This window comes from Streptomyces sp. NPDC037126, from assembly GCF_055605965.1.
Map to the genome: position 1 here is coordinate 936,309 of NZ_JBVJTD010000001.1, position 14,462 is coordinate 950,770.

Here is a 14,462-nt window from a genome sequence, read left to right on the forward strand (position 1 = left end):
ACCCTTTCACGAGGGTCCACGTGACATCTCACTCCCAGCGGAAGAACTTCCCCGCCGCGGCGAGGCCCACGACCGCCCACACCGCGAGGATGCCCAGGTCGGCCCAGGGTGTCCCGGCGCCGTGCTGGAGCACGTCGCGCAGGCCGCCGGAGAGCGCGGAGATGGGCAGCAGGCCCAGGACGTGCTGTCCGGCCGGGCCGAACTTCGACAGCGGGACGACGACCCCGCCGCCGACGAGCAGCAGCAGGAACACCAGGTTGGCGGCGGCCAGCGTCGCCTCCGCCTTCAGGGTGCCCGCCATCAGCAGGCCGAGGCCGGAGAACGCGGCCGTGCCGAGGACCAGCAGGAGCAGCACGGCGGCGGGGTTGCCGTGCGGCGACCAGCCGAGCGCGAACGCGATGGCCGTCAGCAGGAGGACCTGCAGCACCTCCGTGACCAGCACCGAAGCCGTCTTGGCGGTCATCAGGCCCCACCGAGGCAGCGGCGAGGAGGCGAGCCGCTTCAGGACGCCGTAGCGCCGCTCGAAGCCGGTGGCGATGGCCTGCCCGGTGAACGCCGTCGACATCACGGCGAGGGCCAGGACGCCCGGCGCGAGGAAGTCGACCGCCTTGCCGGCGCCGGTGTCGACGATGTCCACCGAGCTGAAGAGCACCAGCAGCAGGGTCGGGATGACGACCGTCAGCAGCAGCTGCTCGCCGTTGCGCAGCAGCATCTTCGTCTCCAGGGCCGCCTGCGCCGCGATCATGCGGGGCAGGGGTGCCGCACCCGGCTTCGGGGCGTATGTGCCCGACACGGTCGTCATGAGCGCAGCTCCTTGCCCGTGAGCTCCAGGAAAACGTCTTCCAGGGTGTGCCGCTCCACCGAGATCCGGTCCGGCATCACGCCGTGCTGGGCGCACCAGGAGGTCACCGTAGCCAGCAGCTGCGGATCGACCTTGCCGACGATCCGGTAGGCGCCCGGGGTCAGCTCGGCGGCCGTGCAGTCGGCCGGGAGCGCCTTGAGCAGGGAGCCCACGTCGAGGCCGGGGCGGCCGGTGAAGCGCAGGGTGTTCTCGGCGCCGCCCTTGCACAGCTCCTCCGGGGAGCCCTGGGCGATGACCCGGCCGCCGTCGATGATCGCCACGTCGTCGGCGAGCTGCTCGGCCTCTTCCATGTAGTGCGTGGTGAGGATCACCGAGACGCCGTCGGCGCGCAGGTCCCTCACCAGGTCCCAGGTGGCCCGGCGGGCCTGCGGGTCGAGACCGGCGGTCGGCTCGTCCAGGAACACCAGCTCCGGGCGGCCCACCACGGCCATGGCGAGCGCGAGCCGCTGCTGCTGGCCGCCGGACAGCCGCCGGTAGGAGGTACGGCCGCAGCTGTCCAGGCCGAGTCTCTCGACGAGGGCGTCCACGTCCAGCGGGTCGGCGTGCAGCTTCGCGACGTGGCGCAGCATCTCGTCCGCCCGGGCGCCGGAGTACACGCCGCCGGACTGGAGCATCACGCCGATGCGCGGCCGCAGCTCGGCCGACTGCCGCACCGGGTCGAGGCCCAGGACGTGCACCGTGCCGGAATCCGGCTTGCGGTACCCCTCGCAGGTCTCGACCGTCGTCGTCTTGCCGGCTCCGTTGGGGCCGAGGACGGCGGTCACTCCCGCCCGGGCCACCAGGTCGAGGCCGTTCACCGCGGTCTTCGTGCCGTACCGCTTCACCAGGGCCCGGACCTGGACCACGGGGTCATCTCGCATGGGACCAGAGTCTAGGGAGACCGCTTGCCGTTCAGGCGCGCGGGTCGGGGAACTCCTCCCGGGGACGGTGCAGCGGCAGCCAGCGCTCGGCGTACGCCACCGCGTCGGCCAGCGGGAACAGCCGTACGTCCGCAGCGCCCACCTTCCCGCGCACCACGGGCCGGTCCCGCTCGTAGTCGTGACCTAGCTCGTCGAACCGGTCGGAGGTGATCGAGACCTCGACGACCGTCTCCCAGCCGCCGCCGGGAGCGGGCCGACCGACCTCGACCCGGGGCGCCGGTATCCGGTACTCCGCCAGGTGGAAGCAGGTGCAGGAGTGGTAGCCCGCGCCGAGCAGCAGCACCCGGGCGCCCAGCTTCTCCAGCCGGGCCAGCGGGCTGTACTCGCCCAGCCGGCAGTCGGTCGCGTGGCCGTCGGTGATCTCCCGGGCCTGCGGGCCGAGCGCGGCGAAGGAGGTCTGCGGGTGCGCGCTGCGCGAGGCGCCCGGCCAGGTCCGCACCGTCTCCGGGATCACGCCGACCCCGCGCGCGGGGGTGGTCAGCGGGTCGAAGGCGGGCATGGTGGCCCGGATCCGGTCCCACCACTCCTCGGGCACCGGCGGCCTCGCCCACAGCGCCGGATCGGACAGGTCGCCCGACTGGGCCGGGACGACGAGTGTGCCGCTCGGGCCCAGCGCCTTGAGCATTCCCTGGACGACCGCGACGGCCCCTCCGTTGACCCAGCCGAGGGAACTCAGCGAGGAGTGCACCAGAAGGATCTCGCCGCTCTCGACACCCAGCCTGCGCAGCTCTGCCGCGACGGTGTCCCGGGTGACAAGTGGGCCGGTCGGCGGGGGTGTGGCCATGACCAGGGAGTCTTCCGCACCGGGCCCGCCGGCGCCACCGAATTGCGCCGGCGCATGATCGATCAAAGATCGTTTGCGCAGGTCACGTTAGGTATGCCTAAGTGACACAGGGCACCGCGCAGTGATCCGGACGGCGCTTGTCAGGCTCTGAGGAATTACGCAACAATGGCGTTGTGAAAAACGTCGGCGAGGCTCGGGAGACCCCCATGGGGACCCCGCAGGAGGAGTTCGCGACCGGTGAGCGCTCGACGCGCAACCGGGTCGCGCGGTCCATCCTGGACCACGGGCCGTCGACCGTCGCCGAACTCGCCGGCCGGCTGGGGCTGACCCAGGCGGCCGTGCGGCGCCACCTGGACGCGCTGGTCGCGGACGACGTGGTGGAGGCACGCGAGCAGCGGGTGTACGGGACGCGCACGCGTGGCCGCCCCGCCAAGGTCTTCGCGCTCACCGACTGCGGCCGGGACGCCTTCGACCAGTCGTACGACAAGCTGGCCGCGGACGCGCTGCGGTGGATCGCCGAGCGCGAGGGCGGCCAGGAGGCGGTCGCCGCCTTCGCCCGCGCGCGGATCGCCGCCCAGGCGGGCGCGTACCGCAAGGCGATCGAGAGCGTGACCCCCGACAAGCGCGCCGAAGCGCTGGCCAAGGCCCTGAGTGCCGACGGGTACGCTGCTACGGCGCGCACCGCACCGGTCGGCGAGCAGCTCTGCCAGCACCACTGCCCGGTCGCCCATGTCGCGGAGCAGTATCCGCAGCTGTGCGAGGCGGAGACGGAGATCTTCGCCGAGCTACTGGGTACCCATGTCCAGCGACTGGCGACCATCGCGCACGGCGACGGCGTCTGCACGACGTTCATTCCCAAGATTTCCACTGACGCACCTGCAAGCACGTCCGGGAGGAACCCCGCATGACTCTCCCCACGGAGACTGCCCACCCCGAGCTCGAGGGTCTGGGCACGTACGAATACGGCTGGGCCGACTCCGACGTCGCCGGTGCCTCCGCCAGGCGCGGCCTGAACGAGGACGTCGTCCGCGACATCTCGGGCAAGAAGTCCGAGCCGGAGTGGATGACCAAGCTGCGCCTCAAGGGTCTGAAGCTGTTCGAGAAGAAGCCCATGCCGAACTGGGGCTCGGACCTGTCGGGCATCGACTTCGACAACATCAAGTACTTCGTGCGTTCCACGGAGAAGCAGGCGGAGTCCTGGGAGGACCTGCCCGAGGACATCAAGAACACCTACGACAAGCTGGGCATCCCGGAGGCCGAGAAGCAGCGCCTGGTCGCCGGTGTCGCCGCCCAGTACGAGTCGGAGGTCGTCTACCACCAGATCCGCGAGGACCTGGAGGAGCAGGGTGTCATCTTCCTGGACACCGACACCGCCCTGAAGGAGCACCCGGAGCTCTTCAAGGAGTACTTCGGCACGGTCATCCCGGCGGGTGACAACAAGTTCGCGTCGCTGAACACCGCCGTGTGGTCCGGCGGCTCCTTCATCTACGTGCCGAAGGGCGTGCACGTCGAGATCCCGCTCCAGGCCTACTTCCGCATCAACACGGAGAACATGGGCCAGTTCGAGCGGACCCTGATCATCGTCGACGAGGGTGCCTACGTGCACTACGTCGAGGGCTGCACCGCCCCGATCTACAAGTCGGACTCGCTGCACAGCGCCGTCGTCGAGATCATCGTCAAGAAGAACGCCCGCTGCCGCTACACGACCATCCAGAACTGGTCGAACAACGTCTACAACCTGGTCACCAAGCGCGCCGTCGCCTACGAGGGCGCGACCATGGAGTGGATCGACGGCAACATCGGCTCCAAGGTGACGATGAAGTACCCGGCCGTCTACCTGATGGGCGAGCACGCCAAGGGCGAGACCCTCTCCATCGCCTTCGCGGGCGAGGGCCAGCACCAGGACGCCGGCTCCAAGATGGTCCACATGGCGCCGAACACGTCCTCCAACATCGTCTCCAAGTCGGTGGCGCGCGGCGGCGGCCGCACCTCGTACCGCGGCCTGGTCGAGATCGGCGAGGGCGCCGCCGGATCGAAGTCCAACGTGCTGTGCGACGCGCTGCTCGTGGACACCATCTCCCGCTCCGACACGTACCCCTACGTGGACGTCCGCGAGGACGACGTGTCCATGGGCCACGAGGCGACCGTCTCCAAGGTCTCCGAGGACCAGCTCTTCTACCTGATGAGCCGCGGCCTGAGCGAGTTCGAGGCGATGGCGATGATCGTGCGCGGCTTCGTCGAGCCCATCGCCAAGGAGCTGCCCATGGAGTACGCCCTCGAGCTCAACCGGCTGATCGAGCTGCAGATGGAAGGCGCGGTCGGCTGAGACCCGCCCCGGACAGCAGCCAGCAATTTCTGACGTAGGAAGAGAGCAGACCGACAGCCATGGCTGAGGCTCAGAACATCCCCGTGGGATCCACCACCGCGGGCCAGATCGCGGTGGCCGCAGAGTCGACCGTCGCCACCCGCATGAGCGCGCCCCCGTCCTTCGACGTGGCGGACTTCCCGGTCCCCCACGGCCGCGAGGAGGAGTGGCGGTTCACGCCGCTGGAGCGGCTGCGCGGGCTGCACGACGGCACCGCGGTCGCCACCGGCGACGGCGTGAAGGTGGACGTCCAGGCCCCCGAGGGCGTGATCGTCGAGACCGTCGGCCGCGACGACGCCCGGATCGGCCGGGCCGGCATGCCGGTGGACCGCGTCGCCGCGCAGGCGTACTCGGCGTTCGAGAAGGCCGGCGTGGTCACCGTCCCCAAGGAGATGGTCCTCACCGAGCCGATCCGCATCGCCGTGCACGGCGAGGGCGGGGTCGCCTACGGCCACCAGGTCGTCGAGCTGGGAGCCTTCGCCGAGGCCGTCGTCGTCATCGACCACACCGGTGACGCCGTGCTCGCCGCCAACGTCGACTACGTCCTCGGCGACGGCGCCAAGCTGACCGTCGTGTCCGTCCAGGACTGGGACGACAAGGCCGTCCACGTCGGCCAGCACAACGCGCTGATCGGCCGGGACGCCACGTTCAAGTCCTTCGTGGTCACCTTCGGCGGCGACCTGGTGCGCCTGCACCCGCGCGTCGCCTACGCCGGCACCGGCGGCGAGGCCGAGCTGTTCGGCCTGTACTTCACCGACTCGGGCCAGCACCAGGAGCACCGCCTCCTCGTCGACCACAACACCCCGCACTGCAAGTCCAACGTCGCGTACAAGGGCGCGCTCCAGGGCGAGTCGGCCCACGCGGTCTGGATCGGTGACGTGCTCATCGAGGCCAAGGCCGAGGGCACCGACACCTACGAGATGAACCGCAACCTCGTCCTCACGGACGGCGCGCGCGTCGACTCGGTGCCGAACCTGGAGATCGAGACCGGCGAGATCGTGGGCGCCGGCCACGCCTCCGCCACCGGCCGCTTCGACGACGAGCAGCTCTTCTACCTGATGGCCCGCGGCATCCCGGAGTACGAGGCCCGCCGCCTCGTGGTCCGCGGCTTCTTCGCCGAGCTGGTCCAGCAGATCGGCGTCGCCGACATCGAGGAGCGCCTGCTCGCCAAGATCGAGGGGGAGCTGGAGGCCGCGGTCGCATGACCTTCGTACGCGCCTGCGGGCTGAGCGAGCTGGAGGAGGACACCCCGAAGCGGGTGGAACTCGACGGCACGCCGGTCTCGGTCGTGAGGACCGAGGGCGAGGTGTTCGCCATCAACGACATCTGCTCCCACGCGAACGTCTCGCTCTCCGAGGGCGAGGTGGAGGACTGCCAGATCGAGTGCTGGCTGCACGGCTCCGCCTTCGACCTCCGCACCGGCAAGCCGTCCGGCCTCCCGGCCACGCGCCCCGTCCCCGTATACCCCGTAAAGATCGAAGGGGACGACGTGCTCGTCTCCCTCACCCAGGAGTCCTGAGGCACCCATGGCAACGCTTGAAATCCGAGACCTGCACGTCACCGTCGAGGCCGACAACGCCACGAAGGAGATCCTCAAGGGCGTCGACCTCACCGTGAAGCAGGGCGAGACGCACGCCATCATGGGCCCCAACGGCTCGGGCAAGTCGACCCTCGCCTACTCGCTCGCGGGTCACCCGAAGTACACGATCACCAGCGGCACCGTCACCCTCGACGGCGAGGACGTCCTGGAGATGTCCGTCGACGAGCGCGCCCGCGCGGGCCTGTTCCTGGCGATGCAGTACCCGGTCGAGGTCCCCGGCGTCTCGGTCTCCAACTTCCTGCGCACCTCCGCCACCGCCATCCGCGGCGAGGCCCCCAAGCTGCGCACCTGGGTGAAGGAGGTCAAGGAGACCATGGAGCGACTCTCCATGGACCCCTCCTTCGCCGAGCGCAACGTCAACGAGGGCTTCTCCGGCGGTGAGAAGAAGCGCCACGAGATCCTCCAGCTCGAACTGCTCAAGCCGAAGATCGCGATTCTCGACGAGACCGACTCCGGCCTCGACGTGGACGCGCTTCGCATCGTCTCCGAGGGCGTCAACCGGGTCCGTGAGACCGGCGAGGTCGGCACCCTGCTGATCACCCACTACACGCGCATCCTGCGCTACATCAAGCCCGACTACGTCCACGTCTTCTCCGGCGGCCGCATCGTCGAGTCCGGCGGCGCCGAGCTCGCCGACAAGCTGGAGGACGAGGGCTACGAGGCGTACACGAAGGGTGGCGCATCCGCGTGACACAGCTGCCGGGCCTCCTCGACACCGAGGCGATCCGCAAGGACTTCCCCGTACTGGACCGACAGGTCCACGACGGAAGGAAGCTGGTGTACCTGGACAACGCGGCGACCTCGCAGAAGCCGCGACAGGTGCTGGACGCCCTGAACGAGTACTACGAGCGCTACAACGCCAACGTCCACCGCGGTGTGCATGTGCTCGCCGAGGAGGCCACGGCGCTGTACGAGGGCGCGCGCGACAAAGTCGCCTCGTTCGTCAACGCGCCGAGCCGCGACGAGGTGATCTTCACCAAGAACGCCTCCGAGTCGCTGAACCTCGTGGCGAACATGCTGGGCTGGGCCGACGAGCCCTACCGGGTGGACCACGAGACCGAGATCGTCATCACGGAGATGGAGCACCACTCCAACATCGTGCCGTGGCAGCTGCTCGCGCAGCGCACGGGCGCGAAGCTGAAGTGGTTCGGCCTCACCGACGACGGCCGGCTCGACCTGTCCAACATCGACGAGGTCATCACCGAGAAGACGAAGATCGTCTCCTTCGTGCTGGTCTCCAACATCCTGGGCACGGTCAACCCCGTCGAGGCGATAGTGCGCCGCGCGCAGGAGGTCGGTGCGCTGGTGTGCATCGACGCCTCCCAGGCCGCCCCGCACATGCCGCTGGACGTGCAGGCCCTGCAGGCCGACTTCGTGGCCTTCACGGGCCACAAGATGTGCGGCCCGACCGGCATCGGCGTCCTGTGGGGCCGCCAGGAGCTGCTGGAGGACCTGCCCCCGTTCCTGGGCGGCGGCGAGATGATCGAGACCGTCTCGATGCACTCCTCCACCTACGCCCCGGCGCCGCACAAGTTCGAGGCGGGCACCCCGCCGATCGCGCAGGCGGTCGGGCTGGGCGCGGCGATCGACTACCTCCAGGCGATCGGCATGGAGAAGATCCTCGCCCACGAGCACGCGCTCACCGAGTACGCGGTGCAGCAGCTGGGCAAGATCCAGGACCTGCGGATCATCGGCCCCACCACGGCCGAGGACCGCGGCGCGGCGATCTCCTTCACCCTCGGCGACATCCACCCGCACGACGTGGGCCAGGTTCTCGACGAGCAGGGCATCGCGGTCCGGGTCGGTCACCACTGCGCCCGTCCGGTCTGCCTCAGGTACGGAATTCCTGCGACCACGCGAGCGTCGTTCTATCTGTACTCCACGCCGGCCGAGATCGATGCTCTGGTCGACGGGCTGGAGCACGTACGGAACTTCTTCGGCTGAGAGGCGTGAGCTGAGACCGTGAAGCTGGACTCCATGTACCAGGAAGTCATCCTGGACCACTACAAGCACCCGCACGGGCGTGGTCTGAGGGATGGCGACGCCGAGGTGCACCACGTGAACCCGACGTGCGGCGACGAGATCACACTCCGCGTGAAGTACGACGGCACGACGATCGAGGACGTCTCGTACGAGGGCCAGGGCTGCTCCATCAGCCAGGCCTCCGCGTCCGTCCTCAACGACCTTCTCGTCGGCAAGGACCTGGCCGCGGCGCAGAGGATCCAGGAGACCTTCCTGGAGCTGATGCAGTCCAAGGGCAAGATCGAGCCCGACGACGCGATGGAGGAGATCCTGGAGGACGCGGTCGCGTTCGCCGGTGTCTCCAAGTACCCCGCGCGGGTGAAGTGCGCCCTCCTGAGCTGGATGGCGTGGAAGGACGCGACGGCCCAGGCGCTGGATGGCGCCGAAGCCGAAAGGAAGACCGCATGAGCGACACCGTGGAGATGAAGCCGGCCTCGGAGGAGGAACTCCGCGAGGCCCTGATGGACGTGGTCGACCCCGAGCTGGGCATCGACGTCGTCAACCTCGGCCTGATCTACGGCATCCACGTCGACGACGCCAACATCGCGACCGTCGACATGACCCTGACCTCGGCGGCCTGCCCGCTGACGGATGTCATCGAGGACCAGGCCAAGTCCGCCACGGACGGCCTCGTCAACGAGCTGCGCATCAACTGGGTCTGGATGCCGCCGTGGGGCCCGGACAAGATCACTGACGACGGCCGCGAGCAGCTGCGCGCGCTCGGGTTCAACGTCTGACGCAGAGCCTCCTAAGGGGCCGCGGCGAACCGCCGTGGCCCCTTAGGCATGCCCGGCCGACCCCGTGTCACCCCTCGTTGTGTACACCCGTACATAACGTGTGTACGCTCGTACACATGGGTTATCTGACGCTCGCCGGCGCCATCGCCGCCGAGGTCGCCGCCACGACGGCGATGAAGTACAGCGAGGGCTTCAGCCGGTTCTGGCCCTCACTCGTGACGGGGCTCGGCTATCTGGTCTCCTTCGCGCTGCTCGCCCGGACGCTGCGGAGCGTGCAGATCGGCACCGCCTACGCGATCTGGTCCGGGGTGGGCACCGCGACCATCGCCGTGCTCGGCCTGCTGCTCTTCGGGGAGGGGCTGAGCGCGACCAAGGTCGCCGGGATCGTGCTGATCATCGGGGGAGTGGTGGTCCTGAACCTCGGCGGGGCGACGCACTGATGCCTCGCCGCTACGACCCCGAGCGCCGCCGGCGGATCATCGACGCCGCGATCCGGGTGGCCGGCCGGGACGGCATCTCCGGCCTCAGCCACCGCACGGTCGCCGCCGAGGCGGACGTCCCGCTCGGCTCCACGACCTACCACTTCGCCACCCTGGACGACCTGCTGGTGGCCGCGCTCTCCCAGACCAGCGAGGGCTTCGCGCGGGTGCTGGACGCCAGCGGGGTGCTGAAGGACACCGACGGCGACCTCGCGGCCGGCCTCGCCCGCGTCCTCGGCCTGTGGCTGGGCGGCGACCGGCCGGGGGTGGAGCTGGAGTACGAGCTGTACCTCGCGGCCCTGCGCCGCCCCGCCCTGCGGCCCGTCGCCGCCCAGTGGACCGAGGAGACGGCCGAGCGGCTGGCCGTACGCGTCGACCCCGTGACGGCCCGGGCGCTGCTCGCGCTGATGGACGGGATCTGCCTCCAGGTGCTGCTGACGGGCGGTTCCTACGACGAGGAGTACGCGCGGGAGGCGCTGGCTCGGGTGATCCCCTGAGCCCGCCCGGCACGTGAGACACGGTTCGCTCCCGCACCCCGGCCCACGTTAGGTTTTCCCCATGACCGACACTGCTTCCCGCACCACCGGCGCCGTTGCCGCCGGCCTCGCCACGATCGCTTCCGACGGCACCGTTCTCGACACCTGGTTCCCCGCTCCCGAACTGGTCGAGGAGCCGGGCCCGGCCGGCACCGAGCGGCTGTCCGCCGAGCGGGCGGCCGAGCTGCTGGGCGGCGGCGCCACCGCGGCGATCGGCCCGGACGCCCGCCGGGGCGTCGAGGTGGTCGCGGTCCGCACGGTCATCGCCTCCCTGGACGAGAAGCCGATCGACACGCACGACGCCTACCTGCGTCTGCACCTGCTCTCGCACCGCCTGGTCAAGCCGCACGGCCAGAGCCTGGACGGCATCTTCGGCCTCCTCGCCAACGTCGCCTGGACCTCGCTCGGCCCGGTCGCCGTGAACGACATCGAGAAGGTGCGCCTGAACGCCCGCGCCGAGGGCCTGCACCTCCAGGTCACCTCGATCGACAAGTTCCCGCGCATGACGGACTACGTGGCCCCGAAGGGCGTCCGCATCGCCGACGCCGACCGGGTCCGCCTCGGCGCGCACCTCGCCGAGGGCACCACGGTCATGCACGAGGGCTTCGTCAACTTCAACGCCGGCACGCTCGGCACGTCGATGGTCGAGGGCCGGATCTCCGCGGGCGTCGTCATCGGCGACGGCTCGGACATCGGCGGCGGCGCCTCCACCATGGGCACGCTGTCCGGCGGCGGCAACGTGATCATCTCCGTCGGCGAGCGCTGCCTGATCGGCGCCGAGGCGGGCGTCGGCATCGCCCTCGGCGACGAGTGCGTGGTCGAGGCCGGCCTCTACGTCACCGCGGGCACCCGGATCACCATGCCCGACGGCCAGATCATCAAGGCCCGCGACCTCAACGGCGCCTCCAACATCCTCTTCCGCCGCAACTCGGTCACCGGCAAGGTCGAGGCCCGCCCCAACAACGCGGTCTGGGGCGGCCTGAACGACATCCTGCACAGCCACAACTGACCACTGGCGGCCGTGATCTGCGGCCGCCTACTCGATCAACGCTCTGAACTGCTGTTGAGCTGTCGGCAGTTGTCGAGGTCGGTCACCATCGAGCGCCCTTCCACGGCCCCAGGACGGCCGGGAAGGGCGCTCGTGCGTGAGCACCGCTTCAGGAGTTCGATCCGGGGGGTCGCTGTACCTCGCTGCTGTACTGCAGTCGGTCGGGCCGATCCCTACAAGGAGCCTGGTGGGGCGCCGCCGTCGTGGCTGTCGCATGGTGCTGCACCACCGGAGGGGTTGACCCTCGACCGGAGGGCGAAGAACAACGTGACGGCAGCCGTGATGGCCAACGCGAGGTTGAGCGCGTCAGCGAGTTCGACGACCAGCCAGGGCGCGTGCAGCAGGCGAGGCGCCTGGCCGCCGATCAGCACCAGGCCCATGAGGAGAGGGGGCCAGAAGAAGCGTATGCCCTGGTCGGGACTCCGTCCCTTCGAAACCACAGTGTGCTTCCACCGGCGGGCGCCGAGACTTCCGAGAACGATCAGACACCCCATCGCGACCAGGGACCAGTCCATGAACCGCAGCATCACCACTCCCTCGCTCCGGAGTGAGCTTCCTCCGGCGGGTGACCGCGGGCAAGGGGCCGGGAACGCCGTACGACGGCTCGGTCCCGGCCGGTGGGGGAGACGTGGCCGCGCGGGGCGTGCGGAGCGGGCCAAGGGCGGATGCGCAGAGCCGTCACCGCACTCGGCGGCCGCCACGGTGGGCGCCGCTCAGATCCGCCCGCCGGTCAGACGGGTGATCGGACCGTGCGTACGACGTCCCGCGCGGCGACCTGCCAGGTACGACGTGGCACCCAGCGCCGACACGCCCGCGCCCACGCCGGCGGCGAGGAGCTTCCGGTGGGCGATCACCGTCCATGCCGTCTTGGCGAAGGCCGCGGCATGTCCCGAGGCGGCGATGACGGCCCTGCGGCCGGCCTGGACACCCTCGGCCGCGCTCCGCGCGACCGCGGTGCTCGTCCCGGCCGCGCGTTCGGCCGCGTCCACCGCCGTTGACGCCACGTCACCGGTCTTGCCGGCCGCCTTCTCCGCCGCCTGCGACGCGGGGGCGGTCGCCTTCGCCGTGGCCCGCCGAGCCTTGGCGGACGCACCCCGCTGGGATGCAGAATTCTGGTTCGTGCCACTGTTCGATTGACTCATGGACTTCGCTTTGCCGCTCGCGTCAACGGCAAACACCCTCAGCCGGTTGCGGGGACTCAGACGGACTCGTGCAGCGCCGTGAGTTCCATGAGGTCGTTCATGACCATGAGCTGAGCAAGACGCCCGGCGACGGCGACGACCTCCGGCCAGCAGGACGACTGCAGATGCTCCTCGTCCGTGCCGTTCGGAGCCTGGGCCGCGGCGCCGTTGAGCGCGACCCCAACTCCCGCATGAGGGCGACCTGCTGTCAGGCGGGCCTCTTCACTCACGGTGCCGAGCCTATCGGCGGCCCGGCGAGAACACCCTGGCGAGCAGGGCGCCGGCCGCGGTGTCTCGTCACGTCGTGTGGGTGGCCGCGAAGTCCGCAAGGGCCGCGAAGTCGGGGGCGCGGAGGCCGATGCGGGGGTCGACGTGGTGGAGGAGGGCCGGACCCAGGTGGTGGGAGGTGACGTACGCGCTGTCCGCCGGGCTCTGTTCGTCGTCGATCCAGGCGAACGGGCGGCCCTCGGCGTACTCCACGATCGCCTCGGTCTTCCAGTGGACACCGTCCGGGCGGAACGCGAAGAGGCCCGCGCCGAAGTCGACGTAGGGGAGTTCGGGCAGGCCGAGCACGGGGGCGATCCAGTGGTTGGCCTCGGCCATCCAGGTCGTCGCCCAGCACAGCTCGTAGCCGAGGGCCAGCAGCGCCGGGCCGTGGGCCGGATTCAGCCAGACCCGCAGGGGGCGGCGGTGATGCAGGGGCACCCGGATGGTCGTATAGCCCTCCGGCCGGCGTTCGGGCCGCGCCGCGTACGGGTTGAGGGGGCCGTCGACGTCAAGGAACAGCAGGGGGCGGCTCACCGGGCCACCGTACGGCAGCGGACACGGCGGCCCACGCGAGTTTCCCTGGCGAGGCAGGCATGGCGGGTGTCCGCCGCGCGTCACCACTGGCGCGGGGCCCGGACACCGAGGGGCCCGGGGAAGAGAAGGTGACGATGGATGCCGAAGCGCAGGAAAGCCGTGCCGCTCAGCGGATTTCAGGAGCCGAACGACTGACTGGCAACCGGTCTTCGCCGACCGCTGATCAGAGCGTCAGGAGTTCCTCGTACCGCGCCAGCAGGCCGGCGGTTCGCTCCGGGCCGGCGGGCAGCAGGGGTGCGCGGACCGGGCCCGCGGGCAGCCCGAGCCGGCCGAGGAGCGCCTTCGCGGTGACCGTGCCGGGCAGGCCAGCGCCCGTCGTCGCCTCGATCAGCGGCATGGCGCGCAGCTGGAGTTCGGCCGCCCGGGCGGTGTCGCCGGCGTCGAAGGCGTCGAGGATCGCGGCGATGTGCGCGGGGACCGCGTTGGCGACCGTGCTGACGCAGCCCGCCGCGCCGACCGCGTACAGCGCGAGGACGTGCTCGTCGCAGCCCGCGTAGTACGCCAACTCCGTGCGCGCCAGCACCTTCTGGGTGCCGAGGAAGTCGTAGGAGCAGTCCTTGACCGCCACGATCCGGGGGTGCTCGGCGAGCCGGACCATCGTGTCGGGCTCGATCCGGGTGCCGGTGCGGCCCGGGATGTCGTAGAGCATCACCGGCAGGCCGCTCGCGTCGGCGACCTGGCGGAAGTGCGCGGCCACGGACTCCTGCGGGGGCCTGCTGTAGTACGGCGTCACCACCAGCACCCCGTCGGCGCCCGCCTTCTCGGCCGCGAGGGCGAGCTCGACGGTGTGCCGGGTGTCGGCGCTGCCGACGCCCGCGACGAGCGCCACCCGCTCGCCGACCGCCTCCCGCACGGCCGCGACCAGCTCCGCCTTCTCGGCGTCGGTGGTGGTGGGCGACTCGCCCGTGGTGCCGTTCAGGACCAGGCCGTCGCAGCCCTCGGCCACCAGCCGGACGGCCAGCTCCTGGGCCCCGGCCGGATCGAGCGCCCCTGCCCCGGTGAACGGCGTGATCATGGCGCAGAGGGTGCGGCCGAAGGGTCCGGGCCTGTGTGTGCTCGTCATGGGA

General features: G+C 70.4%; 19 protein-coding genes. 11 read left to right on the plus strand and 8 right to left on the minus strand.

The genetic code is table 11. From position 1 onward, the window contains the following. Window positions 1–28: 28 nt before the first annotated feature. From ACZ7FF_RS04255 to ACZ7FF_RS04265, 3 genes are read right to left on the minus strand one after another with little or no spacing between them, the layout of a single operon-like run. Entirely contained in the window at window positions 29–802 is a 774-nt protein-coding gene (locus tag ACZ7FF_RS04255) for an ABC transporter permease (protein WP_470809302.1), read from the minus strand. Next, on the minus strand, window positions 799–1,722 hold the full coding sequence (locus ACZ7FF_RS04260) for an ABC transporter ATP-binding protein (RefSeq protein WP_470809303.1): 924 nt from the start codon (window positions 1,720–1,722) through the stop codon (window positions 799–801). Before ACZ7FF_RS04260 ends, ACZ7FF_RS04255 begins: the two co-directional genes overlap by 4 nt. 31 nt (window positions 1,723–1,753) lie before the next feature. Then, window positions 1,754–2,566 carry an AAC(3) family N-acetyltransferase gene (locus tag ACZ7FF_RS04265; protein ID WP_470809305.1) on the minus strand — a complete coding sequence of 271 codons (813 nt, stop codon included), beginning with the start codon at window positions 2,564–2,566 and terminating at the stop codon, window positions 1,754–1,756. Between the two features lie 173 nt (window positions 2,567–2,739). Between ACZ7FF_RS04265 and ACZ7FF_RS04270 the strand changes: the two genes are divergently transcribed. The 11 genes from ACZ7FF_RS04270 (at window position 2,740) to dapD (ending at window position 11,314) form a co-directional block, all read left to right on the plus strand. Next, window positions 2,740–3,474 carry a helix-turn-helix transcriptional regulator gene (locus ACZ7FF_RS04270; RefSeq protein ID WP_470809307.1) on the plus strand — a complete coding sequence of 245 codons (735 nt, stop codon included), beginning with the start codon at window positions 2,740–2,742 and terminating at the stop codon, window positions 3,472–3,474. Further along, a complete protein-coding gene (gene sufB / locus ACZ7FF_RS04275; RefSeq protein WP_470809308.1) occupies window positions 3,471–4,892 on the plus strand; it encodes a Fe-S cluster assembly protein SufB in 1,422 nt (473 codons plus the stop codon). The genes ACZ7FF_RS04270 and sufB overlap by 4 nt, the downstream gene beginning before the upstream one ends. A 59-nt stretch (window positions 4,893–4,951) precedes the next feature. Then, window positions 4,952–6,136, plus strand: a complete 1,185-nt coding sequence (gene sufD, locus ACZ7FF_RS04280) for a Fe-S cluster assembly protein SufD (protein WP_470809310.1) — start codon at window positions 4,952–4,954, stop codon at window positions 6,134–6,136. Next, window positions 6,133–6,450, plus strand: coding sequence for a bifunctional 3-phenylpropionate/cinnamic acid dioxygenase ferredoxin subunit (locus tag ACZ7FF_RS04285; protein WP_046261801.1), 318 nt, complete (start codon window positions 6,133–6,135; stop codon window positions 6,448–6,450). The genes sufD and ACZ7FF_RS04285 overlap by 4 nt, the downstream gene beginning before the upstream one ends. A 7-nt stretch (window positions 6,451–6,457) precedes the next feature. After that, the gene (gene sufC, locus ACZ7FF_RS04290) at window positions 6,458–7,222 is read left to right on the plus strand and encodes a Fe-S cluster assembly ATPase SufC (protein WP_470809312.1); all 765 of its coding nucleotides are present in this window, start codon (window positions 6,458–6,460) and stop codon (window positions 7,220–7,222) included. Further along, entirely contained in the window at window positions 7,219–8,475 is a 1,257-nt protein-coding gene (locus tag ACZ7FF_RS04295) for a cysteine desulfurase (protein WP_470809313.1), read from the plus strand. Before sufC ends, ACZ7FF_RS04295 begins: the two co-directional genes overlap by 4 nt. 18 nt (window positions 8,476–8,493) lie before the next feature. Continuing rightward, on the plus strand, window positions 8,494–8,961 hold the full coding sequence (gene sufU / locus ACZ7FF_RS04300; RefSeq protein WP_470809315.1) for a Fe-S cluster assembly sulfur transfer protein SufU: 468 nt from the start codon (window positions 8,494–8,496) through the stop codon (window positions 8,959–8,961). After that, on the plus strand, window positions 8,958–9,290 hold the full coding sequence (locus tag ACZ7FF_RS04305; RefSeq protein ID WP_030745090.1) for a metal-sulfur cluster assembly factor: 333 nt from the start codon (window positions 8,958–8,960) through the stop codon (window positions 9,288–9,290). The genes sufU and ACZ7FF_RS04305 overlap by 4 nt, the downstream gene beginning before the upstream one ends. Before the next feature lie 116 nt (window positions 9,291–9,406). Further along, a complete protein-coding gene (locus ACZ7FF_RS04310) occupies window positions 9,407–9,730 on the plus strand; it encodes a DMT family transporter (RefSeq protein WP_470809317.1) in 324 nt (107 codons plus the stop codon). Next, window positions 9,730–10,266, plus strand: a complete 537-nt coding sequence (locus tag ACZ7FF_RS04315; protein WP_470809319.1) for a TetR/AcrR family transcriptional regulator — start codon at window positions 9,730–9,732, stop codon at window positions 10,264–10,266. The genes ACZ7FF_RS04310 and ACZ7FF_RS04315 overlap by 1 nt, the downstream gene beginning before the upstream one ends. A gap of 61 nt (window positions 10,267–10,327) precedes the next feature. Continuing rightward, complete coding sequence (gene dapD, locus ACZ7FF_RS04320) at window positions 10,328–11,314, plus strand: 2,3,4,5-tetrahydropyridine-2,6-dicarboxylate N-succinyltransferase (RefSeq protein ID WP_470809321.1); 987 nt, start codon at window positions 10,328–10,330, stop codon at window positions 11,312–11,314. 212 nt (window positions 11,315–11,526) lie between these two features. Here dapD and ACZ7FF_RS04325 read toward each other — a convergent pair whose 3' ends face one another. From ACZ7FF_RS04325 to dapA, 5 genes are all read right to left on the minus strand, one after another. Beyond that, complete coding sequence (locus ACZ7FF_RS04325; RefSeq protein ID WP_470809323.1) at window positions 11,527–11,880, minus strand: hypothetical protein; 354 nt, start codon at window positions 11,878–11,880, stop codon at window positions 11,527–11,529. Between the two features lie 186 nt (window positions 11,881–12,066). Next, window positions 12,067–12,495 carry a hypothetical protein gene (locus ACZ7FF_RS04330; protein WP_470809324.1) on the minus strand — a complete coding sequence of 143 codons (429 nt, stop codon included), beginning with the start codon at window positions 12,493–12,495 and terminating at the stop codon, window positions 12,067–12,069. 56 nt (window positions 12,496–12,551) lie between these two features. Continuing rightward, window positions 12,552–12,764: a hypothetical protein gene (locus tag ACZ7FF_RS04335; protein ID WP_470809326.1), complete on the minus strand. Its 213-nt coding sequence runs from the start codon at window positions 12,762–12,764 to the stop codon at window positions 12,552–12,554. 67 nt (window positions 12,765–12,831) lie between these two features. Further along, window positions 12,832–13,335, minus strand: a complete 504-nt coding sequence (locus ACZ7FF_RS04340; RefSeq protein ID WP_470809328.1) for an HAD domain-containing protein — start codon at window positions 13,333–13,335, stop codon at window positions 12,832–12,834. Window positions 13,336–13,558: 223 nt separating this feature from the next. Further along, a complete protein-coding gene (dapA, locus tag ACZ7FF_RS04345) occupies window positions 13,559–14,458 on the minus strand; it encodes a 4-hydroxy-tetrahydrodipicolinate synthase (protein WP_470809329.1) in 900 nt (299 codons plus the stop codon). Between the last annotated feature and the right edge of the window lie 4 nt (window positions 14,459–14,462).

Bases quoted from the DNA above. Each gene is read 5' to 3' on its own strand.
- ACZ7FF_RS04255 (WP_470809302.1), bottom strand. From the start codon at position 802: ATGACGACCGTGTCGGGCACATACGCCCCGAAGCCGGGTGCGGCACCC.
- ACZ7FF_RS04260 (WP_470809303.1), bottom strand. From the start codon at position 1,722: ATGCGAGATGACCCCGTGGTCCAGGTCCGGGCCCTGGTGAAGCGGTAC.
- ACZ7FF_RS04265 (WP_470809305.1), bottom strand. From the start codon at position 2,566: ATGGCCACACCCCCGCCGACCGGCCCACTTGTCACCCGGGACACCGTC.
- sufB (WP_470809308.1), top strand. From the start codon at position 3,471: ATGACTCTCCCCACGGAGACTGCCCACCCCGAGCTCGAGGGTCTGGGC.
- sufD (WP_470809310.1), top strand. From the start codon at position 4,952: ATGGCTGAGGCTCAGAACATCCCCGTGGGATCCACCACCGCGGGCCAG.
- ACZ7FF_RS04285 (WP_046261801.1), top strand. From the start codon at position 6,133: ATGACCTTCGTACGCGCCTGCGGGCTGAGCGAGCTGGAGGAGGACACC.
- sufC (WP_470809312.1), top strand. From the start codon at position 6,458: ATGGCAACGCTTGAAATCCGAGACCTGCACGTCACCGTCGAGGCCGAC.
- ACZ7FF_RS04305 (WP_030745090.1), top strand. From the start codon at position 8,958: ATGAGCGACACCGTGGAGATGAAGCCGGCCTCGGAGGAGGAACTCCGC.
- ACZ7FF_RS04310 (WP_470809317.1), top strand. From the start codon at position 9,407: ATGGGTTATCTGACGCTCGCCGGCGCCATCGCCGCCGAGGTCGCCGCC.
- ACZ7FF_RS04315 (WP_470809319.1), top strand. From the start codon at position 9,730: ATGCCTCGCCGCTACGACCCCGAGCGCCGCCGGCGGATCATCGACGCC.
- dapD (WP_470809321.1), top strand. From the start codon at position 10,328: ATGACCGACACTGCTTCCCGCACCACCGGCGCCGTTGCCGCCGGCCTC.
- ACZ7FF_RS04325 (WP_470809323.1), bottom strand. From the start codon at position 11,880: ATGCTGCGGTTCATGGACTGGTCCCTGGTCGCGATGGGGTGTCTGATC.
- ACZ7FF_RS04330 (WP_470809324.1), bottom strand. From the start codon at position 12,495: ATGAGTCAATCGAACAGTGGCACGAACCAGAATTCTGCATCCCAGCGG.
- dapA (WP_470809329.1), bottom strand. From the start codon at position 14,458: ATGACGAGCACACACAGGCCCGGACCCTTCGGCCGCACCCTCTGCGCC.